The organism is Niveibacterium sp. COAC-50, assembly GCF_013184235.1.
In the GTDB taxonomy this organism is placed as follows: domain Bacteria; phylum Pseudomonadota; class Gammaproteobacteria; order Burkholderiales; family Rhodocyclaceae; genus Niveibacterium; species Niveibacterium microcysteis.
In genome coordinates, this window is the sequence record NZ_JABCJM010000003.1 from 289,024 (window position 1) to 309,377 (window position 20,354).

Sequence of the window (20,354 nt, forward strand, 5' to 3'; positions counted from 1 at the left end):
ATGTACTCACTTGCCCGCCCCTTCTTCTTCCTGCTCGACCCCGAAACCGCACACGATCTGACGATCTGGAGCCTGCATCACTTCGGCGGATTCGTTCCGTCGGTGTGCAATGCGCGTGGCAAACCGGTCGAAGTGATGGGTCTCAGCTTCCCGAACCGGATCGGCCTGGCTGCCGGTCTCGACAAGAATGGCGAGGCCATCGATGCCTTCGCCAACTTCGGGTTCGGCCACGTCGAAATCGGCACCGTCACCCCGCGCCCGCAACCCGGCAATCCCAAGCCGCGTCTGTTCCGCCTGCCGCGCGCTGAAGCCATCATCAACCGCATGGGTTTCAACAATGCCGGCGTCGACAACCTAGTGGCGAACGTTCGCGCCGCCAAGTTCAAGGGCATCATCGGCATCAATATCGGCAAGAACTTCGACACCCCGATCGAAAAGGCCGCGGACGACTACCTCGCCTGCCTCGACAAGGTGTATCCGCACGCCAGTTACGTCACCGTCAACATTTCGTCGCCCAACACAAAGAACCTGCGCCAGCTGCAGGGCGCTTCGGAACTCGATGCCCTGCTCGCCGCGCTGAAAGCCCGCCAGGCTCGACTGGCGGATGAGCACGGCCGCTACGTGCCGCTCGCGCTGAAGATTGCGCCCGATGTTGAGAGCGAACAGTTGGGCGAAATGGCCGACGCACTGCGCCGCCATCGCATCGACGCAGTCATTGCCACCAACACGACACTGGCGCGCGATGCGGTGGCCGGCCTGCCGCACGCGCAGGAAACGGGTGGCTTGTCCGGCGCTCCGCTTCGTCAGCGCTCGACTGAAGTCGTCGCACAACTGGTCCGGCAGCTCGCAGGCGAACTGCCAATCATTGCCGTGGGTGGCGTGTTCTCTGGAGCCGACGCGCTCGAAAAGCTCCAGGCCGGTGCCGAGCTCGTACAGATCTACACTGGGCTCATCTACAAGGGCCCAGGCATGGTTGCCGAGGCCATCCGCGCCACGAGCGAGTTCACCCGCTGACACCGGTGTTATTGCTGCGGATCGGTTGACGCGTGACAAGCGCGCGTCAGTTTCGGTCCGCGGCTTGAGGATCGCATTGCGTTGCAGCGATAATCCCGCGGTTACACCCACCCCCTTCTAGCCCATGGCGCACTACATCTTCCTGCTGCTTGGCGCGGTTCTGGTCAACAACGTCGTGTTTGTCCGGATCCTCGGCCTGTGCCCGTTCATGGGGGTTTCAAAGAAGCTCGACACTGCGCTGGGCATGGGCATGGCGACCACGTTCGTGCTTACGCTGGGCTGTGGATCAAGCTACCTGATCGACCACTTGCTGCTGACGCCGTTCGATCTGGGCTATCTGCGCACGCTGGCCTTCATCGTCGTGATCGCGGCAATCGTGCAACTGACCGAACTGGTGATCCAGAAAACCAGCCCGGTGCTGCATCAGGTCTTGGGCATCTATCTGCCCCTGATCACCACCAACTGCGCGGTGCTCGGCATTCCGTTGCTTTCTGTGGCACTGAAGCACAACTTCATGGAAGCCCTGCTGTTCGGGTTTGGTAGCGCCGCAGGCTTCTCGCTCGCCCTGATCCTGTTCGCGGCAATACGCGAACGGATCGACGGCGCTGATGTGCCACTGCATTTCCGCGGCACGCCGATCGCGCTGATCACCGCCGGGTTGATGAGCCTTGCCTTCATGGGCTTCGCCAGCCTCGACCGCTTCAAGTGAAACCGACACCACGATGCTGAGCGCACTTCTCGTGATGGCCGGTCTGGCCATCGTCATTGGCGCGGCGCTGGGTTTTGCCGCGGTCAAATTCCGGGTCGAGGGTGACCCGCTGGTCGACAAGATCGACGCCATCCTGCCGCAAACGCAATGCGGCCAGTGCGGCTTCCCTGGTTGCAAGCCTTACGCTACCGCGATTGCCGGCGGCGAAGCCGATATCAACCAATGCCCACCCGGCGGCGAGGAAGGTATCCGCAAACTCGCTGACCTGCTGGGCCGCGAGTTCAAGCCGCTCAATGCAGAGAACGGTGTCGAGAAACCCAAGTCCGTCGCTGTGATCGATGAGAACACCTGCATCGGCTGCACGCTCTGCATCCAGGCCTGCCCGGTCGACGCCATCGCCGGCGCCGCGAAGCAGATGCACACGGTGATCGACCCACTCTGCACCGGTTGCGAACTCTGTCTGGCGCCCTGCCCAGTCGATTGCATCACGATGGAACCGGTTGGTGAAACCGTCGATACCTGGAAGTGGCACTACCCCGTGATTCCGATCAGGACAGCCGCCTGATGCTGCGCAAACTCTTCAAGTTCAACGGCGGCGTCAAGCCGGCCACAAACAAGGCCGACTCGACGCGCGAGCCCATCAAGGCTGTGCCGCTTCCGGCGCAACTGATCGTTCCTCTGCATCAGCACGTCGGCGGCACACCGCATCCGCTGGTCGCACCGGGCGACGTCGTATTGAAAGGCCAGCGCATCGGTGCTGCGGACGGTAACGTTTCCAGCGCGGTCCACGCCCCTACGTCCGGGCGCGTCGTGGCTGTCGAACCGCGCGTCATGGCGCACACCTCCGGTCTCTCCACGCTGAGCGTCGTCATCGAGCCGGATGGAGAGGATCGCTGGATTGATTGCGAACCGATATCGCTTCGCGCAATGGGCGCCGACGAGGTCCGCGACGAATTGCGCGACGCGGGTGTCGTCGGCCTGGGTGGCGCGGTATTCCCCAGCCATCTGAAGCTGAAACCCGCCAAGGGCGGCACCGACACGCTGGTTATCAATGGCGCCGAGTGCGAGCCCTTCATCACCTGCGACGATCTGCTGATGCGCGAACGCGCCGACCAGATCGTCCGTGGTGCCGAGATCATGCAGGAGCTGCTGCAGGCCCGTCGCGTATTGATCGGCATCGAGGACAACAAGCCGGAAGCCGTTGCCGCCATGCAGCAGGCCGTCAGTGCGCGCGGCGCAGGCACGATGGAAGTCGTTGCCATTCCGACCCGCTACCCGGCTGGCGGCGCCAAGCAACTGATCCGCGTGCTCACCGGTATCGAAGTACCCCACGGCCGCCGCTCGACCGACTACGGCGTGCAGTGTTTCAACACCGGTACCGCGTATGCGATTGCGGATGTCTTCGATCGCGGTCGTCCGCTGGTTTCGCGCATTGTGACCGTCGCTGGCAACGTCGAACGCCCCGGCAACTACGAAGTGCTGTTCGGCACGCCGATGGACCATGTCGCCGCACTGGCCGGCGTCAAGCCCGGTACCGACCGTTTCATCATGGGCGGCCCGATGATGGGCTTCCGCATGCCGGCTTACGATGTGCCAGTCGTCAAGGCGACCAACTGCATCCTGGTCGGCAGCCCCGAGTTGTTCCCGGCCCCGGCGCCCGAGATGGCCTGCATCCGCTGCGGCGAGTGCGCGCGCGCCTGCCCGGCTGATCTGCAGCCGTTCGAGCTGTACTGGCATTCGCGTGCGAAGAACTTCGGCAAGGCGCAGGAATACCACTTGTTCGACTGCATCGAGTGCGGCTGCTGCGCCTACGTCTGCCCGTCGCACATCCCGCTGGTCGATTATTACCGGTTCTCCAAGAGCGAGATCTGGGCGCGCGAACGGCAGAAGGATGCGGCCGATGTGGCGCGCGACCGCTTCGAGTTCCGCAACGAACGAATCGAGCGCGAAAAACGCGAGAAGGCCGAAAAGCTCGCAGCCAAAACGGCGGCCGGTCGCGCCGCTGTGAGCACTCCAGCGACCGACACGGCAGCGGCTGCCACGCCGGTCACCGGTTCGGACAGCGCCGAAGACTCCAAGAAAGCGCTGATCGCCGCCGCGATGGCGCGCGCCAAAGCACAGCGCGAGGCCATCGCTCCGCAAAACACCGAAGCGCTGACCCCCGATCAACAGGCGCAGGTCGCCGAAGCGGATGCGCGCCGCGCCGCCCTTGCGCCTGCGGACGGCGACGCTGCAGCGCAGCCCACCGAACAAAGCGCCCGCTGAAGGCTGACGACCACGATGTCTCTCAATTCACCCTACCTGCGCAAGCCCACCAGCGTTACTCGCGTGATGGCCGAAGTGCTGCTTGCGCTGATCCCAGCGGTCGCGGTCTATGCCTGGTTTTTCGGCGTGGGGATCCTGGTTCAGATCGCGCTCGCCACCGTGGCGGCAATTGCGTTTGAGGCGGGTTTCCTCAAGCTGCGCGGGCGCCCGATCGGTCGCTCACTGGCAGACCTTTCGGCCGTCGTCACCGCGTGGTTGATCGCGTTGGCCTTCCCTTCCATCGGCCCCTGGTGGCTGGTCGTCGCCGGCACGGCATTCGCCATTGTGGTTGCCAAACACCTCTACGGCGGCCTGGGGCAGAACCCGTTCAACCCGGCGATGGTTGCGTATGCGGTGATGATCGTTGCCTTCCCCGCGCTGATGTCACAGTGGCCCGGCGCCGGCCGCTTGGACGCATCCGCGCAGCTGGACCTGATCTTTGGTGGCGCGCGGGCTGTCGACGCCATCACCGCCGCCACCCCGCTCGATGCACTGCGCACGGGCCTGCGCGCCGAAGGCAGCAGCGTGAATGCACTGCTGCAAGGCGAGGGATTTGGCCTTTTCGCTGGCCATGGTTGGGAGTGGATCGCCGTCGCCTTCTTGATCGGCGGGCTCTACCTGCTCGCACGTCGGATCATCACCTGGCACATCCCGGTCGCGTACCTCGGCAGCCTCGCGGCACTGGCGACAATCGCCTCGATCGCAGCGCCACAAAGCTATCCCGGCCCTGTCTTCTCGCTGTTCTCGGGTGCCGCGATGCTTGGCGCCTTCTTTATCCTGACCGATCCGGTTTCAGGCGCCACCACGCCGCGCGGCAAGCTGATTTACGCCGCGGGTGCTGCCTTGATCACATGGATCATCCGGCACTTCGGAGCGTTCCCCGACGGTGTTGCGTTCGCGACCTTGCTGATGAACCTGTGTGTGCCGCTGATCGACATGAAGACCCAGCCACCCGTGTTCGGCCACAAAACCAAGAACTGATCCGACGCCATGAACGAACCGACGGCCGGCGGCCTATCCCTTCGCACCGCTCTGGCGATGCTGGTGTTTACCTTGGTCTTCACCGCCTTCATGGCAGGTGGCTACCTGCTTACGCGCGACCCGATCGCGCGCAGTGCGAAAGCTGAAAAGCTGTTACTGATCGACCAGATCCTGCCACGCAGCGGGTATGACAATGCGCTGCTCGACGACGTGATCAGCCTGCCGCCTACGCCGGAGCTCGGCCTCGATCAAGGCGGCCAGGTATGGCGTGCACGACGCGCAGGCCAACCGGCCGCCCTGGTGATGGAAGCGGTGGCGCCAGATGGCTACGCTGGGCGCGTCGAACTGATCGTGGCGGTCGCCGCCGACGGCCAGGTACTCGGCGCCCGCGTCACGCAGCACCGCGAAACACCGGGCTTGGGCGACTACATCGATCCGCGCAAGGACAAGAACAAGGCGCATCCGTGGATCAGCCAGTTCGAGCGTCCTGCACGCGATTTGCCACCCGCGGCATGGACGGTGAAGAAGGACGGCGGCGCCTTCGATTACAACACCGGCGCAACAATCAGCGCACGTGCGGTTACCCGCGCGGTCGGCCGCGTCGCAGCCTACGCGGCAGCGCACCGTGACGCCCTGTTCCAGTGAGGCAAACCCAATGAACCTGCAGCATCTTCGCGAAATTGCCCACGCCGGTATCTGGAAGAGCAACACCGGCCTCGTTCAACTGCTCGGCCTGTGCCCGATCCTCGCGGTGTCCACCAATCTGATCAACGGCATCAGCCTCGGGCTGGCTACTGCGGTCGTGATGGCCATATCCGGAGCCGTCGTCGCGGCGCTGCGCAATCTGATCCCCTACGAGATCCGCATCCCGGTGTTCATCCTGATCATCGCGGCGCTGGTCACGGTGCTCGACCTCGCTTTCAACGCCTATCTCCACAGTCTCTATCTGGTGCTCGGCATCTTCGTACCGCTGATCGTCACCAACTGCATCGTTCTTGCGCGCGTCGAGGCGTTTGCTGCCAAGAACGGGCCGTTGTCCTCTGCGGTTGATGGCTTTGCGATGGGCGCGGGCCTTGTTTGGTTGCTCGCACTGCTGGGAGGCATGCGTGAACTGATCGGCACGGGCCATCTGTTCAACGGCATCGACATGATCATCCCGTCGGCCCAACCTCTGCGCGTGCTGCCCGAGGCTTATCCCGGATTCCTCGTTGCGATCCTGCCACCGGGCGCCTTCATCTCGCTCGCCTGTCTGATCGCAGGCAAGAGCTGGCTGGACGCGCGCGCGGCCAAGCGCGCTGCCCAGGCCCGCCCGGCTGCAGAGCCCGCCTCCGCCTGAGCAATGCCCAAGTTGATGCCGCGCGCCGCGGTCGCCGAGGCGTTTCAGCGCTGGCAAGCGGCCAACCCGACGCCGACAACCGAACTCGAATACGGCAACGGCTTCCAGTTACTTGTAGCCGTCGTCCTCTCGGCGCAATCCACCGACAAGGGCGTCAACCTCGCCACGCGCCGCCTGTTCCCGGTTGCGCCCGATGCGGCCACCATGGCAACGCTTGGCGAAGCGGGCATCGCGGAGCACATCAAGACGATCGGCCTTTACCGCAACAAGGCGAAGAACGTCGCGATGCTCTCGCGCATCCTGCTCGAGCGACATGCCGGCGAAGTGCCGGCTGACCGGGATGCGCTTGAGGCGCTACCCGGCGTCGGCCGGAAAACCGCCAACGTGGTGCTCAACACCTTGTTCCGCCAGCCAACCATGGCGGTGGATACGCACATTTTCCGTGTCGCAAACCGGATGGGCCTGGCACCCGGCAAAGATGTGCTGGAGGTCGAGAAAGCCCTGCTCCGGCGGGTACCCAAGGACTTTCTACTGGATGCGCATCACTGGCTGATTCTCCATGGCCGCTATGTGTGCACCGCGCGCAAACCCTTGTGCGGCCAGTGCATCGTTCGTGATCTATGTGAGTATCGGGACAAGACCGACTGAATCAGTCCTTACCGCGTCGCCCCCACTTTTCAGAGAGCCAACACCGTGTTCAATCCATCACGCGACCAAGCGCGCCGTTTCTTCATCGACGCCTGGCAGAAGCATCGCCAGCGCACCGTGCTCGCGCCACTGGAACAGGTCGCCGCCGAACTGATCGAGCAGCACCCGGAATACCACGCGCTGCTTGACGACCCAGAGAGCGCGGAAAAGGACTTCTCGCCCGAGGACGGGCAGATCAACCCGTTTCTGCACCTGTCGCTTCACCTGGCGATTCACGAGCAACTGTCGATCGATCAACCGCCAGGGCTGCGTGCCGCCTACGACGCCTGCCTCGCGGTGCGGGGCGACCGCCATGCAGCGTTGCACGACGTGCTCGAATGCCTCGGCGAAACGATCTGGCAAGCGCAGCGCAGTGGTACAGCGCCCGACGCCGTTGCTTACGTCGAGGCCGTCTGGCGACGCTCCCGTCTGGCCTAGAACGGTCCCATTCCGGCTCCTAAGCTTTGGAAGTAGCCTTCCGCGCCTGCGCCTGAGTATCGCGCGGACACATCGTTGCCACGAGGGACCAATACATTGGCCCCCAAAAGTTGATAGAGAACGCGCAAGCGTGCCTCGAAAATTGGCATGGACGAGCCAGCGCTTGCTTACCTAACTTTCGTATTGGTCGAGAACGGCAGACCAATACACTGTCGAATGCACTCTCGCACTGGCTCGCCTACGGTTCGACGGCGCTCCACCAGCAGTAATCCCCCTATCCGCGAACGCGATACCCTCCCGTCGCAGCCTGCAGTGAACGCTTAACGCGCAGGCTCCGGCATCCCGTGCGCCTCGCGCCGCATCTGTGAAACCAGCCTGCCCACCGGTTTGATCTATCAGCGCAGCCCTGCGCGCCGATCCTTAGAGCCGCCATGCTCCGGTCGGACGAATCTATGTGCTCTATTGCCTAGGCTAGACACCTTGGGTTCCCCATTTCTGATTTCAATCAATGGAATTCAATTTCTTATTGCGAAACGTCGTTTCACGCATCACAATAGCCCTGCTGCTAACAAGGATGAAGGCAGCACTGATCAATCTCGTTTTCTGGAGACAGACATGGCCTCGACCGAACAAGTACAAAACCTCGTCGGAATGCTGGACGCCTACTTCGGCTGCGAAGGCTTCCACGTCAACATCAACGTGCTCAACCGCGACATGCTGATCGACGCCATGGAGAATCCGGAAAAGTACCCGCAGCTGACGATCCGCGTGTCCGGGTATGCGGTGAACTTCACCAAACTCACGCGCGAGCAGCAGCTCGACGTGATCAACCGTACGTTCCACTCGCACTAAGCGCGGACGATCGCGGGCGGGGCGCCCTGCGCCGAACGCCCGCCTACTCATCAGAATCCCCTTGGGCCGGCGAGCGCCTATAATTGCGCTCGATTGACTGGGGGATTTTGATGGGACATCGCCTTTCGCGCATTGCCACCCGCACTGGTGACGATGGCACTACTGGCCTTGGAGACGGCAGTCGCGTCGCCAAGGATTGCCCGCGCATTCACGCGCTTGGCGAAGTAGACGAACTGAACTCGCTGCTTGGCGTGCTGCTGGCCGAGACACTTCCGGACGACGTCAGAACCTTGCTGGATCACGTCCAGCACGACCTGTTCGACCTTGGCGGAGAAGTTTGCATCCCCGGCTATACGATGGTCACTGAAGCACATGTGCTGCGGCTGGACGACGCCCTCGCCCACTACAACGCATCGCTTCCGCCACTCAAGGAGTTCATCCTGCCCGGCGGCTCCCGCGCTGCCTCGTTGGCGCATCTCGCTCGTACCGTTGCACGACGTGCCGAGCGCGCAATCGTCACACTTGCCCACCAGGAGAGCATTCACCCGCCGGTGCGTCAGTATCTGAACCGGCTCTCGGATTTACTCTTCGTGCTGGGGCGCCATCTGAACCGTTGCGCAGGTGGCAGCGACGTGCTTTGGAAGCGCGCAAAACCAGGCGAAGCCTGACAAAACAGAAGGGCCGCGATGCGGCCCTTGTCATTTCTGTTGCGGCAACTGGACGTAGGTCTCGTTCGGCTTCACAAGCCCGAGGTCGTAGCGGGCACGCTCCTCGATCGCTTCGTAGCCGGTTTTCAGATCCCGTACCTCGGCCTCAAGGCCCGCATTGCGCGCCTCAAGCTTGGCATTGCTCTCGCGTTGCGCCTGCACCTGCTGGTCAAGCTCTCTGACGCGGGTCCACCCCCCTTTGCCGAACCACAACGGGTACTGCAACACACCGAGCAGTGCGACAAGAATCAGGGCTGGCCACTTCATGTGGAACCGATCGTCATTAGAAGCTGAAAACGCGCGAATTCTATCGGAATATCAAAGAGAAAGGGCCGCTCAGCGGCCCTTTCCAGTGATTCGGCAACCGGCTTGCGCCGGCAGTCGATCAGCGATTACGCAGGTTGTAGAACGCCGACAGACCCGGGTAGAACGCGACATCGCCCAGATCTTCTTCGATGCGGAGGATCTGGTTGTACTTGGCGATACGATCCGAACGCGACAGCGAACCGGTCTTGATCTGGCCAGCGTTCAGGCCGACAGCGATGTCAGCGATGGTCGAATCTTCGGTTTCGCCCGAACGGTGCGAGATCACGGCGGTGTAGCCGGCGCGCTTGGCCATTTCGACGGCAGCGAAGGTCTCGGTCAGGGTACCGATCTGGTTCACCTTGATCAGGATCGAGTTGCAGATGCCCTTGTCGATGCCTTCCTTCAGGATCTTGGTGTTGGTGACGAACAGGTCGTCGCCCACCAGCTGAACCTTCTTGCCCAAGCGGTCGGTCAGCAGCTTCCAGCCTTCCCAGTCGCCTTCGGCCATGCCGTCTTCGATCGAGATGATCGGGAACTTGTCGACCAGGCCAGCAAGGAAATCAACGTTCTGAGCCGGGGTCAGCGACAGCTTCTCGCCTTCCATCTCGTACTTGCCGTTCTTGAAGTACTCGGAAGCGGCGCAGTCCAGGCCCAGGACGATGTCCTTGCCAACCACGTAGCCGGCCTTCTCGATCGCTTCAACGATCAGTTCCAGCGCTTCGACAGCACCAGAGACGTTCGGGGCGAAGCCACCTTCGTCGCCAACCGAGGTCGGGTAGCCCTTCTTGTCCAGGATCTTCTTGAGGTTGTGGAACACCTCAGCACCGTAGCGCAGCGCTTCCTTGAAGGTCGGCGCGCCGATCGGCAGGATCATGCACTCTTGGAAGTCCAGGCTGTTGTTGGCGTGGGCGCCGCCGTTGATGACGTTCATCATCGGCACCGGCAGGCTCATACCGCCCGAACCACCGAAGTAGCGATACAGCGGCAGGCCGGCTTCTTCAGCAGCAGCACGGGCAACGGCCATCGACACGGCCAGCAGCGCGTTCGCGCCCAGGCGCGACTTGTTCTCGGTGCCGTCGAGGTCGATCATCGTCTTGTCGATGAAAGCCTGCTCTTCGGCGTCGAGGCCCACGAGCGCTTCGCAGATCTCGGTGTTGATGTTGTCGACAGCCTTCTGGACGCCCTTGCCCAGGTAGCGAGCGGCGTCGCCGTCGCGCAGTTCGATCGCTTCGCGCGAACCGGTGGAGGCGCCCGACGGCACCGCTGCGCGGCCCATCACGCCAGATTCGAGCAGCACATCCGCTTCAACCGTGGGGTTGCCGCGCGAATCAAGGATCTCGCGGGCGACTACATCAACGATAGCACTCATGGTTTTTCCCTTTTCTCTATCAAGACTGTGCCGCCTATGGGGGCGGCATCCCTCTCACCCGCCGGAAAACCGGCGGTGCGGCGCCCGCTGACGGGGGAGTGTCCCGGACGCGCATGACCGATGAAACTTTTTAATTTTAAGCTGCCGAGTATGTCGGCGCTTTGACCGTGCGCAGACTTCAGCTTTCGAGATCGCCGAAAGCCAGGTCCGAAATCGGCTCCCACAGCGCGACCACCTTCAGATGCTCTGGATGCACAAAATAGGCTTCCAGCGCTTCACGACTGTCGAAGCCGGAGACCAGCACGTAGTCCCAACCGCACACGTCCGGCGTGGTATTGAACCCACACTGCCATGTGCGGATCTGCGGCACCTTGGTCGGCAGCGCGCTCATGGCCGCATGGGCTTCGCGGGCAGCGGTGGAATCGACCGCTACCCCCGGCCTGAGCTTCAGCAGGACGACGTGCGTGATCACAGTGTCGTTTCGATGAAGCCGTGACGCTTCACCAGCTGATCGATTTCCTTGAGCGTCGCCAGTAGCGCACGCATCTTCTGCAGCGGCCAGGCGTTCGGGCCATCGGACAGCGCCTTGGCCGGATCCGGATGGGTTTCCATGAACAGGCCCGAAATTCCGGTTGCAACAGCAGCACGCGCCAGCACCGGCACATGTTCCCGCTGGCCGCCGCTCTTGTCGCCTTGCCCGCCCGGCAATTGGACCGAGTGCGTTGCGTCAAACACAACCGGGCAGTTCGTTTCGCGCATGATCGCGAGCGAACGCATATCGGAAACCAGGTTGTTGTAACCGAACGAGGCACCGCGCTCGCAGACGAGAATCGTGTCTGCGCCACCGGCGGCTTCCTTGGCCTTTGCGACGACGTTCTTCATGTCGCCGGGGGCAAGGAACTGGCCCTTCTTGATGTTTACCGGCTTACCCGTCGCCGCAACGGCGCGGATGAAGTCGGTCTGACGGCACAGGAAAGCTGGCGTCTGCAGCACATCGACGTATTGCGCGACGATCGGGGCTTCCTGCTCGGTATGCACATCGGTGACGACTGGCACCTTCACCGTTTCACGCACTTCGGCGAGGATCTCAAGACCCTTCATCATGCCCAGGCCGCGGAAGCTATTGCCCGAGCTACGGTTGGCCTTGTCGAAAGACGACTTGTAGATGAACGGAATGCCCAGATCGGCGGTGATGCTCTTGAGCTCGGCCGCGGTGTCGAGCGCCATCTGGCGGGATTCGATCACGCACGGGCCGGCCATCAGGAAGAAGGGCTTGTCGAGACCGACTTCAAAACCGCAAAGATTCATCGTTGTTTCCTCGCTACCCGCTGCGCATGCATCTGCCATGGCAGTGGGCGAAAAAATGGCCGGCTTGAAGCCGGCCATGTGATTTTCGGCTTACCGCTTGGCCGCTTGCGCCAAGGCGGCGCGTACGTAAGCGGTGAAGAGCGGATGCCCCTGGCGCGGGTTGGAAGTGAATTCCGGATGGAACTGCACGCCCACGAACCACGGGTGATCCGGCAGTTCGATCATCTCACACAGGTCGGTACCAGGCGCGCGACCGGATACACGGAGACCCGCTTCTTCCAGCTTCGACAACAGGGTGTTGTTGACCTCGTAGCGATGGCGGTGACGCTCGACGACTTCCGGTTTGCCGTAGATCTCGCGTGCCAGCGTGCCTTCGCCGAGCAGACAGGTCTGACCGCCCAGCCGCATCGTGCCGCCGAGGTCGGAATTTTCGTCGCGCTTTTCGACCTTGCCGGTGCGGTCCTGCCACTCGGTGATCAGGCCGATCACCGGATACGGCGAGTTCTTGTCGAACTCGGTCGAGTGGGCGCCCGCCATGCCGGCCACGTCGCGAGCGAACTCAACGACGGCAAGCTGCATGCCGAGGCAGATCCCCAGATAGGGCACCTTGTTCTCGCGCGCAAAGCGGATCGCGGCGATCTTGCCCTCGGTGCCGCGGCGGCCAAAGCCACCCGGCACGAGGATCGCATCCATGCCGGACAGCACGCCGGTGCCATCCTTCTCGATCTGCTCGGAGTCGATGTAGTGGATGTTCACCTTGCTCAGCGTGTGCATGCCGGCATGCGACAGCGCCTCGGTGAGCGACTTGTAGGACTCGGTCAGATCGACGTACTTGCCGACGAAGGCCACGTTGACCGAATGCTCGGGGTTGTCACGTGCGAACACGAGCTTGTCCCACAGCGACAGATCTGCAGCGCGCGCAAGGATGGCGAGCTTGTGGCAGACGATCTCGTCGAGCATCTGGTTGTGCAGCATCGCCGGGATCTTGTAGATCGAATCGGCGTCCAGCACTTCGATGACCGCTTCCGGCATCACGTTGCAGAACAGCGCGATCTTGCGGCGCTCGTCGACCGGGATTTCACGGTCAGAACGGCACAACAGCACGTCCGGCTGGATGCCGATCTCGCGCAACTCCTTGACGGAATGCTGGGTCGGCTTGGTCTTCAGCTCACCGGCCGTCGCAATGTACGGCAGCAGCGTCAGATGCATGAAGCAGGTGTTGTTGCGGCCTTCTTCGATGCCCATCTGGCGGATGGCTTCGAGAAAGGGGAGCGACTCGATGTCACCGACGGTACCGCCGACTTCGATGATCGCCACGTCGGCGCCTTCAGCGCCGCGCTTGACGTAGCGCTTGATCTCGTCAGTGATGTGCGGGATGACCTGAACGGTCTTGCCCAGATACTCGCCGCGGCGTTCCTTCTTGATCACGGCGTCGTAGATCTGGCCGGTCGTGAAGTTGTTGCGCTTGGACATCTTCGCGCTGGTGAAGCGCTCGTAATGCCCGAGGTCGAGATCGGTCTCAGCGCCATCCTCGGTCACGAAAACTTCCCCGTGTTGGAACGGGCTCATCGTGCCTGGATCGACGTTGATGTAGGGATCGAGCTTGAGGTGGGTAACCCGGAGGCCGCGGGATTCGAGGATGGCCCCCAGCGAAGCAGCTGCAATGCCCTTGCCTAGCGAGGACACCACGCCGCCGGTGACGAAGACGTACTTGGTCATGGCGAAACGGGATGCTGGTAAAAAGAGATGATAGCGCATCCGGCCCGCCCCTCCAAACCGGACGTCTGAAGCCCCGCCGCGAAAGCCTCAGAGCGGCCGCCGCACCTCTTCGAGCAGCCAGGCCCGAAACCGCTGCACCAAGGGCAGTTCGGACGAGGCCGGCGTCGTGACGATCCAATAGCTCGATGGCAAGGGGCGCACGCGGTCGAACAGCTGAACCAAACGACCAGCGGCAAAATCGGTGATTGCGAGGCTGCGCCGCGTCAGCACCACGCCGGCGCCCTCAACGGCAGCTTGCAGCGCGAGGCTGGAGTCGTTGTAGGACAGCATCTTCGGGCGTGCCGACAAACTCAGCCCCTCCGCCGCAAACCAGTCGGGCCAATCCTCCCCGTGGCCATGCAATAGCTGAACATCGCGCAGATCGGCCGGCGCGCGGGGCAAGTCGCCACCGCGAAAGCCCGGACTCACAGCGACGAGCAACTCGTCAGCCATCAGAAACTCGCTCAAGAGCCCCGGGTAGCGCCCGCCGCCGAAGCGGATCGCCACATCAACGCCTTCGGCCAGCAGATCCACCAAGGCTTCCGACGAGCGAATGTTCAGCTCGATATTGAGCTCTCGTTCAAGGAAGCGACCGATGCGTGGAGACAGCCACCGCGCAGCGAAGGACGGCATGGTCGTAACGGTGAGGCGACGCGGGTTTGTCCGGCGCCGCAGCGCGGCGGTGCGCTCTGCGATGCTCAGCAACGCATCGTGGGCGGTCTCGGCGAGGGCGGCGCCCGCCGCCGTTAGCGCGACGCCGCGGCCCTTACGTTCGAACAGCGCGACGCCAATCCACTCTTCCAGCGTCTTCACCTGCTGACTGACGGCACCGTGCGTCACCGACAGCTCTTCAGCCGCGGCCGTCAGGCTGCCAAGGCGAGCAGCCGCCTCAAAAGCACGCAAAGCGCCAAGCGGTGGCAATGGCGGCAAGGCCGATCTGTTAGCTGATCTCATGGCTGAGTTAGAAAGTATCGGAGCACGGTTTTTCCTGAAACAGCAGACTTCGAACTACCGAATCGACGTTTCAGGAGCCCCCAGTCATGAAAGTCAATCTAACACAGACACAGTTGTCGCTTGAATCAGGAAGCGTGCTCTCACTCACCGACGCCGCAGGACTGGCGCTGCGCTGCGAGGCCGGCCGCCTGTGGCTGACAACGCCCGACCAGCCCGGTGACCACATTCTCGACGCCGGCATGAGCTTCCCGGTTACCGGTCGCGGAAAGCTGGTGATCGAAGCGATGGGAGCGAGCCGTGTCTCGATGCAACGCCCGGCTCCCGCCGTCGCAAACCTTCTCCCCCAACCGCCCAGCCTGCAATGGGCAGAAAGCTGAGGACATCATGGCCTTCGAACTTTTCCTCGCGCCGGTTTTTGTCGTGGTAGTCGCGGCCGCGGCCGATGCGGTCATCCGTACGACGAAATACCGCCTCCCCCGCGCTGACCAGCCGCGCCCGCGCGCCGACTGAAGCAACCGCCCGGTCCAACGCCGGGCGGTTACAGCGCCCGCGCAATCAGCTCCTTCATGATCTCGTTGGTGCCGCCGTAGATCTTCTGTACCCGGGCGTCAGCCCAAAGCCGCGCGATCGGGTACTCGCTCATGTAGCCGTAGCCACCGAAGAACTGCAGGCACTCATCCAGCACCTTGCATTGCTGCTCGGAACACCAGCTCTTGGCCATGTAAGCCGCGGTGGCATCGAGCCGGCCGTCGAGCAGGCGCTGGATGCAGTCATTCACGAAGACGCGCATCACATGCGCCGTGGTGGCGCATTCGGCGAGCTTGTGGCGGGTGTTCTGGAAATCGAACACCGTCTGGCCGAAGGCCTTGCGTTCCTTGGTGTAGTCGATCGTCAATTCGAGTGCGCGCTCGATCACCGCAATCGCCAGCACCGCGAGCAGCATCCGTTCGTAGGGCAGCTGGCTCATCAGCTGCGCAAAGGCCTGCCCCTCAGCGCCACCCAGAAGGTTGGCCGCCGGCACGCGGACATCGTCGAAGAACAGCTCGGCGGTATCCGAACCCTTCTGACCGATCTTGTCGAGGATGCGGCCGACGCGGAAACCCGCCAGCCCCTCAGTTTCGAGGACGATCAGCGACAGCCCCTTGCCGCCCTTCTCGGCGCTGGTGCGCACGACAACCACCAGCAGGTGCGCGGTGGCGCCATTGGTGATGAAGGTCTTGGCGCCGTTGATCACGTAGTCGTCACCATCGCGCACCGCCCGCGTGCGAATGCCCTGCAGGTCGCTGCCGGCATCCGGTTCGGTCATCGCGATACCGGCCAGCAGTTCGCCGCTCGCCATCTTCGGCAGCCAGCGTCGCTTCTGCTCGTCGGTGCCGTAGTCGAGGATGTAGTGCGCGGCGATCGTGTGCACCGAGGTACTGACCGGCACTTCGGCGCGACCCAACTCTTCGACCATCACCAGCTGATGGGCGAGGTTGCCGCCGGCGCCGCCCCACTCCTCGTCCAGTTCCGGCAGCAGCATCCCCATCTCGCCGACCTTGCGCCAGACCTCGCGGTCGACAAAACCCTGCTTACGCCAGCGCTCGCAGTGCGGCGCAAGCTCGCCCTCGATGAAGCGGCGCGCGGCGTCGCGGAACATCGCGATGTCCTCGGTCATCCAGGGCAAGCGCGTGGTTTGCAGCGGGATCATGCGGCGTTCTCCGGGAGTTGTTCGATGACGCGGGCGGCGAGTAGCGCGTCGAGATCGGCGTCGGAGAACCCGAACGCGCGCAGCAGTTCCACAGTGTGTTCGCCGGCCAATGGCGGCTCGCTTCGCACCGAGGCGGGCGTGGCCGAGAGGCGCGGCGCGGGCGCCGGCTGGCGGATGCCGGCCACCTCGATGAAGGCCTCCCGCGCCTGCAAGTGCGGGTGCTCAGGCGCCTCGTCCATGTCGAGCACCGGCGCGATACAAGCGTCCGAATCGGCAAACATCGCGGTCCAATGATCTCTCGGCTGGCCAGCGAAGATCGCGGCCAGCCGCTCGCGCATCCGCGGCCAGTGCGCGGCGGTGTATTGCTCAAGCACCGGGAAGTCCGGGTCGTCCTCCAGGCCCAGGGCCTGCAGCATCAGCGTGTAGAACTGCGGCTCCAGCGGCGCGACCGACAGCCACTTGCCGTCCGCGCAGGCATAGACGTCGTAGAACGGCGCGGTGGAATCGAGGATGTGCTCGATGCCCGGATAGCGCTCGCGCTTGGCATGGACGTTGTAGAGACCATGTGCGAGCAGCGCGGCGCCTTCGGTCATCGCGGCGTCGATCACCTGCCCGCGGCCGCTGTGGCGCGCTTCGAGCAGCGCGCAGGCGATGCCGAACGCGAGCATCATGCCGCCACCGCCCATATCACCCAGCAGCGAAGGCGGCGCCCAGGGCGCGCCGCCGTGCCAGCGGCCGGCGTCCAGCGCGCCGGAGAGCGCGGCGTAGTTCAGGTCGTGCCCGGCGCGCGGCGCCAGCGGGCCGGTCTGGCCCCAGCCGGTCATCCGTGCGTAGATCAACCTCGGATTGCGAGCCGCGCAGACGTCCGGGCCCAGCCCGAGCCGCTCCATCACGCCAGGGCGGAAGCCTTCGATCAGCACATTGGCCTGCTCCAGCAACCTGAGCACCACCTCGGCCGCGCCCGGCGCCTTCAGGTCGATGCCCAGCGAGCGCTTGCCGCGGTTGGCCACCGTCTCGCGCCCACCGCCGAAGAGCTGGCGCGCCAAAGTGCCACCGCTGCGTTCGAGCAGCGCCACGTCGGCCCCCATGTCTGCCAGCAACATGCCGCAGAACGGCGCAGGGCCGATGCCGCCGATCTCGATGACGCGCACGCCGGCCAGCGGCCCGGTACTCGGGTTCATTCGGACTCCTTCAGGAACAGTTGTGCCAGCGTGTCGACCAGCGCGTCGATGGTGTCGCCGCGGTCGGGGCGGAACCATTGCACCGCCCAGTTCATCGCGCCCATCAGGGCCATGCGCGAAAGGCGCGGCGAGTCAGTGCTACGCCAGCAGCCAGCGGCGATCAGCGCGTCGATCTGCGCCTCCCACATCGCCTCGTAATCGCGACGCAGCTGCCGCACATGGCGCTCGGCGGCCGAAGGCAGCGCGCGGGTCTCGTAGAGCATCACCGTCATGTGATCGGCATCGCGGTCGAGGATGCCCTCCAGATGCCGCTGCGCCATCTGCCGGAAGGCCGCGACCGGGCCACCGCTCGCCTGCGCCGCCGACACCGCAGCATGCACATCGGCCATGCCCTCCTCCATCACCGCGACGAGGATCTCCTCCTTGTTGCGGAAGAAGTAGAACAGGCTGCCGGACTGCATGCCCGCGGCCTCGGCCAGCTCGCGCACAGTCGCCGCACGGAAGCCCTTCTCGCGGAACAGCCGCGCCGCCGAGCGCACGATGCGGGTGCGGCCGTTGTCCGGCCCCGGTGGCGCCTTCGGGCGGCCCGGCTTGCGCGGCGTAGCGGGTTCAGCGGAAGGCGTCGCCACGGGCAGCCTTTTCGCGTAGCAGTGCCGGCGGCGCAAAGCGTTCGCCGTAGCGCGCTGCCAGCTGTTCGGCGCGCGTGCAGAAGGCTGCCACGCCGGTCGCGTTGATGAACTGGATCACCCCGCCCGTCCAGGCCGGGAAGCCGATACCGAAGATCGAGCCGACATTGGCCTCGGTGATCGATTCGAGCACGCCCTCCTCCAGGCAACGCACGGATTCGATCGCCTGGATGAAGAGGATGCGGTCGCGCACGTCGTCCAGCGGCACCGCCTCGGGCCGCACCGGGAATGTGTCGCCCAGCCCCGGCCACAGCGCCTTGGGCTGATCGACGGGGTAGTCGTAGAAGCCCGCTCCCGCGCTGCGGCCGCTGCGGCCTGCTTCGGCCAAGCGCCGCACCACGTCCAGCCCCGAGGGTGGCGTGTAAGGCAAGCCCGCCTCGGCACAATCGCGTGCGGCCTGATCCGCGACGGCGAGGATCAGCGACAGCGTCACTTCGTCCATCACCGCCAGCGGCCCGACCGGCATGCCCGCCTGCTGCGCAAGGTTCTCGATCACTGCCGCCGGCACGCCATCGGCGAGCAGTGCCGCGCCCTCGTTGGTGAAGGTGCCGAACACGCGACTGGTGAAGAAGCCGCGCGAGTCGTTCACCACGATCGGTGTCTTGCCGATCTGCTGCACGAAGTCGTAGGCCTTCGCGAGCGTCTCGGGCGAGGTGCGCGCGCCCTTGATGATCTCGACCAGCTGCATCTTGTCGACGGGCGAGAAGAAATGCAGGCCGATGAAACGCGCCGGGTCGGCCGAGGCCTCGGCCAGCCCGGTGATCGGCAGGGTTGAGGTGTTCGATGCAAACACGCCGCCGGGCGCGAGCATCGGCTCGGCTTCGCGGGTTACGGTGTTCTTCAGGGCGCGTTGCTCGAACACCGCCTCGATGATCAGGTCGCAGCCGTCCAGCGCAGCGACGTCGGCTGCAGGCGTGATGCGTGCCAGCGTCGCGTCGCGTTTCTCCGGCGTCGTGGCGCCGCGCGCGAGGCGTTTGTCGAGCAACTTGCGCGAGTAGTCCTTGCCCTTCTCGGCGCGATCGAGCGTGACATCGCGCAGCACGGTGGCTATGCCGCGACTTGCCGCCGCCCACGCGATGCCGGCGCCCATCATGCCCGCGCCGAGCACGCCCACTCTCTTCGCCTGCCACGCGGGCACGCCCTGCGGCCGGCGCGCGCCGCGCTTGATCTCATTCAGCCCGAACCACAGGGTGCCGATCATGTTCTTGGCGATCTGGCCGGTCGCCAGCTCGACGAAGTAGCGGGTTTCGATGCGCAACGCGGTATCGACATCGACCCGAGTCGAATCCACCGCCGCCGCCAGCACCGCTTCGGGCGCCGGATAGCAGCCGCGTGTCTTCGCCCGCAGTGCGGCAGGCGCCACCGAAATCATCTGCGCGGTCTTCGGGTTCTCCGGCCCGCCGCCGGGGATGCGGAAGCCCTCCGTGTCCCAAGGCTGCTGCGCAACGGGCGACTCGGCGATCAGGGCGCGCGCCGCCGCGACCAAATCCTCGCCGGCCGGCACCAGACGCTGCACCAGCCCAGCCGCGAGCGCATCCGCCGGGCGGAAGCGTTGCCCCTCCAGCAGGTAGGGCGCTGCCCGCTGCAGGCCAAGCAGCCGCACCATGCGCACCACGCCGCCGGCACCGGGCAGCAAACCCAGCGTGACTTCGGGCAGGCCCAGCTCGATCCGCGCGTCGTCCGTGCAGATGCGCTGATGCGCGCAAAGCGCCAACTCCCAGCCACCGCCCAGCGCGGCACCGTTGATCGCCGCCACCACCGGCCGGCCGAGACGTTCGAGCCGGCGCATCGCGTGCTTCAACGCTTCAACCGCTGCGAACACCCGCGGCGCGTCGTCGCGCCGGTAGCCGATCAGCTCTTCAAGGTCGCCGCCGGCAAAGAAGGTCTTCTTCGCCGAGGTCAGGATGATGCCGGTGGTCGTCTCGCGCCCGGCTTCGAGCTGTGCGACGAGTTCGATGAAGTCCGCCTGGAAGCGGGCGTTCATCGTGTTCGCGCCCTGCCCCGGCATGTCGATGGTGACTACGGTGATACCGTCTTCGCCGCGCTCGATCCGGAAACTCTGCAGATTCGTCAT

The 20,354-nt window shown here is 64.3% G+C and carries 23 protein-coding genes; 13 read left to right on the top strand and 10 right to left on the bottom strand.

Annotated elements, in window-relative coordinates:
• From HH302_RS14475 to HH302_RS14525, 11 genes are all read left to right on the top strand, one after another.
• Complete coding sequence (locus HH302_RS14475; RefSeq protein WP_172202943.1) at window positions 1-1,014, top strand: quinone-dependent dihydroorotate dehydrogenase; 1,014 nt, start codon at window positions 1-3, stop codon at window positions 1,012-1,014.
• A 124-nt stretch (window positions 1,015-1,138) separates the two neighbouring features.
• Window positions 1,139-1,723, top strand: a complete 585-nt coding sequence (gene rsxA / locus HH302_RS14480; RefSeq protein WP_172202944.1) for an electron transport complex subunit RsxA — start codon at window positions 1,139-1,141, stop codon at window positions 1,721-1,723.
• A gap of 13 nt (window positions 1,724-1,736) precedes the next feature.
• Window positions 1,737-2,288: an electron transport complex subunit RsxB gene (gene rsxB, locus HH302_RS14485; RefSeq protein ID WP_172202945.1), complete on the top strand. Its 552-nt coding sequence runs from the start codon at window positions 1,737-1,739 to the stop codon at window positions 2,286-2,288.
• Window positions 2,288-3,988 (top strand): electron transport complex subunit RsxC, encoded by a 1,701-nt coding sequence (rsxC, locus tag HH302_RS14490; RefSeq protein WP_172202946.1) that lies wholly within the window; start codon window positions 2,288-2,290, stop codon window positions 3,986-3,988. Before rsxB ends, rsxC begins: the two co-directional genes overlap by 1 nt.
• A 15-nt stretch (window positions 3,989-4,003) precedes the next feature.
• The gene (locus HH302_RS14495) at window positions 4,004-5,008 is read left to right on the top strand and encodes an RnfABCDGE type electron transport complex subunit D (protein WP_172202947.1); all 1,005 of its coding nucleotides are present in this window, start codon (window positions 4,004-4,006) and stop codon (window positions 5,006-5,008) included.
• 9 nt (window positions 5,009-5,017) lie between these two features.
• Complete coding sequence (locus tag HH302_RS14500) at window positions 5,018-5,653, top strand: RnfABCDGE type electron transport complex subunit G (RefSeq protein WP_172202948.1); 636 nt, start codon at window positions 5,018-5,020, stop codon at window positions 5,651-5,653.
• Window positions 5,654-5,663: 10 nt separating this feature from the next.
• The gene (rsxE, locus tag HH302_RS14505) at window positions 5,664-6,344 is read left to right on the top strand and encodes an electron transport complex subunit RsxE (RefSeq protein WP_172202949.1); all 681 of its coding nucleotides are present in this window, start codon (window positions 5,664-5,666) and stop codon (window positions 6,342-6,344) included.
• A 15-nt stretch (window positions 6,345-6,359) separates the two neighbouring features.
• Window positions 6,360-6,992, top strand: coding sequence for an endonuclease III (gene nth, locus HH302_RS14510; RefSeq protein WP_172203148.1), 633 nt, complete (start codon window positions 6,360-6,362; stop codon window positions 6,990-6,992).
• Between the two features lie 45 nt (window positions 6,993-7,037).
• Entirely contained in the window at window positions 7,038-7,469 is a 432-nt protein-coding gene (locus tag HH302_RS14515) for a DUF1841 family protein (protein WP_172202950.1), read from the top strand.
• 480 nt (window positions 7,470-7,949) lie between these two features.
• Window positions 7,950-8,321: a glycine radical domain-containing protein gene (locus HH302_RS22620; protein WP_256378348.1), complete on the top strand. Its 372-nt coding sequence runs from the start codon at window positions 7,950-7,952 to the stop codon at window positions 8,319-8,321.
• Between the two features lie 110 nt (window positions 8,322-8,431).
• The gene (locus tag HH302_RS14525) at window positions 8,432-8,989 is read left to right on the top strand and encodes a cob(I)yrinic acid a,c-diamide adenosyltransferase (protein ID WP_172202951.1); all 558 of its coding nucleotides are present in this window, start codon (window positions 8,432-8,434) and stop codon (window positions 8,987-8,989) included.
• Window positions 8,990-9,019: 30 nt separating this feature from the next.
• Here the strand turns inward: HH302_RS14525 and ftsB are convergent, their stop codons facing one another.
• The 6 genes from ftsB to gcvA all read right to left on the bottom strand — a co-directional run bounded on the left by ftsB (window position 9,020) and on the right by gcvA (window position 14,699).
• Complete coding sequence (gene ftsB / locus HH302_RS14530; RefSeq protein ID WP_172202952.1) at window positions 9,020-9,295, bottom strand: cell division protein FtsB; 276 nt, start codon at window positions 9,293-9,295, stop codon at window positions 9,020-9,022.
• 118 nt (window positions 9,296-9,413) lie between these two features.
• The gene (eno, locus tag HH302_RS14535; RefSeq protein WP_172202953.1) at window positions 9,414-10,703 is read right to left on the bottom strand and encodes a phosphopyruvate hydratase; all 1,290 of its coding nucleotides are present in this window, start codon (window positions 10,701-10,703) and stop codon (window positions 9,414-9,416) included.
• 178 nt (window positions 10,704-10,881) lie between these two features.
• Window positions 10,882-11,175 carry a Dabb family protein gene (locus tag HH302_RS14540; RefSeq protein ID WP_172202954.1) on the bottom strand — a complete coding sequence of 98 codons (294 nt, stop codon included), beginning with the start codon at window positions 11,173-11,175 and terminating at the stop codon, window positions 10,882-10,884.
• Window positions 11,172-12,011, bottom strand: a complete 840-nt coding sequence (kdsA, locus tag HH302_RS14545) for a 3-deoxy-8-phosphooctulonate synthase (protein ID WP_172202955.1) — start codon at window positions 12,009-12,011, stop codon at window positions 11,172-11,174. The genes HH302_RS14540 and kdsA overlap by 4 nt, the downstream gene beginning before the upstream one ends.
• Window positions 12,012-12,101: 90 nt before the next feature.
• Complete coding sequence (locus tag HH302_RS14550; protein WP_172202956.1) at window positions 12,102-13,730, bottom strand: CTP synthase; 1,629 nt, start codon at window positions 13,728-13,730, stop codon at window positions 12,102-12,104.
• A gap of 87 nt (window positions 13,731-13,817) precedes the next feature.
• Window positions 13,818-14,699 carry a transcriptional regulator GcvA gene (gene gcvA, locus HH302_RS14555; RefSeq protein ID WP_305847227.1) on the bottom strand — a complete coding sequence of 294 codons (882 nt, stop codon included), beginning with the start codon at window positions 14,697-14,699 and terminating at the stop codon, window positions 13,818-13,820.
• A gap of 110 nt (window positions 14,700-14,809) precedes the next feature.
• Between gcvA and HH302_RS14560 the strand changes: the two genes are divergently transcribed.
• The gene (locus HH302_RS14560) at window positions 14,810-15,100 is read left to right on the top strand and encodes a DUF2917 domain-containing protein (RefSeq protein ID WP_172202958.1); all 291 of its coding nucleotides are present in this window, start codon (window positions 14,810-14,812) and stop codon (window positions 15,098-15,100) included.
• Between the two features lie 7 nt (window positions 15,101-15,107).
• Window positions 15,108-15,233, top strand: coding sequence for a hypothetical protein (locus HH302_RS22625; protein WP_256378349.1), 126 nt, complete (start codon window positions 15,108-15,110; stop codon window positions 15,231-15,233).
• A gap of 28 nt (window positions 15,234-15,261) precedes the next feature.
• On the opposite strand, the gene HH302_RS14565 is transcribed toward HH302_RS22625, so the two are convergent.
• The 4 genes from HH302_RS14565 to HH302_RS14580 are packed head-to-tail and all read right to left on the bottom strand — an operon-like array spanning window position 15,262 to window position 20,354.
• Window positions 15,262-16,413 (bottom strand): acyl-CoA dehydrogenase family protein, encoded by a 1,152-nt coding sequence (locus HH302_RS14565; RefSeq protein ID WP_172202959.1) that lies wholly within the window; start codon window positions 16,411-16,413, stop codon window positions 15,262-15,264.
• Window positions 16,410-17,594 carry a CaiB/BaiF CoA-transferase family protein gene (locus tag HH302_RS14570; RefSeq protein ID WP_172202960.1) on the bottom strand — a complete coding sequence of 395 codons (1,185 nt, stop codon included), beginning with the start codon at window positions 17,592-17,594 and terminating at the stop codon, window positions 16,410-16,412. Before HH302_RS14570 ends, HH302_RS14565 begins: the two co-directional genes overlap by 4 nt.
• A complete protein-coding gene (locus HH302_RS14575; protein ID WP_172202961.1) occupies window positions 17,591-18,223 on the bottom strand; it encodes a TetR/AcrR family transcriptional regulator in 633 nt (210 codons plus the stop codon). Before HH302_RS14575 ends, HH302_RS14570 begins: the two co-directional genes overlap by 4 nt.
• Window positions 18,204-20,354, bottom strand: coding sequence for a 3-hydroxyacyl-CoA dehydrogenase NAD-binding domain-containing protein (locus tag HH302_RS14580; RefSeq protein ID WP_172202962.1), 2,151 nt, complete (start codon window positions 20,352-20,354; stop codon window positions 18,204-18,206). The genes HH302_RS14575 and HH302_RS14580 overlap by 20 nt, the downstream gene beginning before the upstream one ends.

Bases quoted from the DNA above. Each gene is read 5' to 3' on its own strand.
- HH302_RS14550 (WP_172202956.1), bottom strand. From the start codon at position 13,730: ATGACCAAGTACGTCTTCGTCACCGGCGGCGTGGTGTCCTCGCTAGGC.
- ftsB (WP_172202952.1), bottom strand. From the start codon at position 9,295: ATGAAGTGGCCAGCCCTGATTCTTGTCGCACTGCTCGGTGTGTTGCAG.
- rsxB (WP_172202945.1), top strand. From the start codon at position 1,737: ATGCTGAGCGCACTTCTCGTGATGGCCGGTCTGGCCATCGTCATTGGC.
- HH302_RS14495 (WP_172202947.1), top strand. From the start codon at position 4,004: ATGTCTCTCAATTCACCCTACCTGCGCAAGCCCACCAGCGTTACTCGC.
- HH302_RS14475 (WP_172202943.1), top strand. From the start codon at position 1: ATGTACTCACTTGCCCGCCCCTTCTTCTTCCTGCTCGACCCCGAAACC.
- nth (WP_172203148.1), top strand. From the start codon at position 6,360: ATGCCGCGCGCCGCGGTCGCCGAGGCGTTTCAGCGCTGGCAAGCGGCC.
- rsxA (WP_172202944.1), top strand. From the start codon at position 1,139: ATGGCGCACTACATCTTCCTGCTGCTTGGCGCGGTTCTGGTCAACAAC.
- HH302_RS14565 (WP_172202959.1), bottom strand. From the start codon at position 16,413: ATGATCCCGCTGCAAACCACGCGCTTGCCCTGGATGACCGAGGACATC.
- HH302_RS14560 (WP_172202958.1), top strand. From the start codon at position 14,810: ATGAAAGTCAATCTAACACAGACACAGTTGTCGCTTGAATCAGGAAGC.
- eno (WP_172202953.1), bottom strand. From the start codon at position 10,703: ATGAGTGCTATCGTTGATGTAGTCGCCCGCGAGATCCTTGATTCGCGC.
- rsxE (WP_172202949.1), top strand. From the start codon at position 5,664: ATGAACCTGCAGCATCTTCGCGAAATTGCCCACGCCGGTATCTGGAAG.
- HH302_RS14500 (WP_172202948.1), top strand. From the start codon at position 5,018: ATGAACGAACCGACGGCCGGCGGCCTATCCCTTCGCACCGCTCTGGCG.
- HH302_RS14525 (WP_172202951.1), top strand. From the start codon at position 8,432: ATGGGACATCGCCTTTCGCGCATTGCCACCCGCACTGGTGACGATGGC.
- kdsA (WP_172202955.1), bottom strand. From the start codon at position 12,011: ATGAATCTTTGCGGTTTTGAAGTCGGTCTCGACAAGCCCTTCTTCCTG.
- HH302_RS22625 (WP_256378349.1), top strand. From the start codon at position 15,108: ATGGCCTTCGAACTTTTCCTCGCGCCGGTTTTTGTCGTGGTAGTCGCG.
- HH302_RS14580 (WP_172202962.1), bottom strand. From the start codon at position 20,354: ATGACGAATCTGCAGAGTTTCCGGATCGAGCGCGGCGAAGACGGTATC.
- HH302_RS14570 (WP_172202960.1), bottom strand. From the start codon at position 17,594: ATGAACCCGAGTACCGGGCCGCTGGCCGGCGTGCGCGTCATCGAGATC.
- rsxC (WP_172202946.1), top strand. From the start codon at position 2,288: ATGCTGCGCAAACTCTTCAAGTTCAACGGCGGCGTCAAGCCGGCCACA.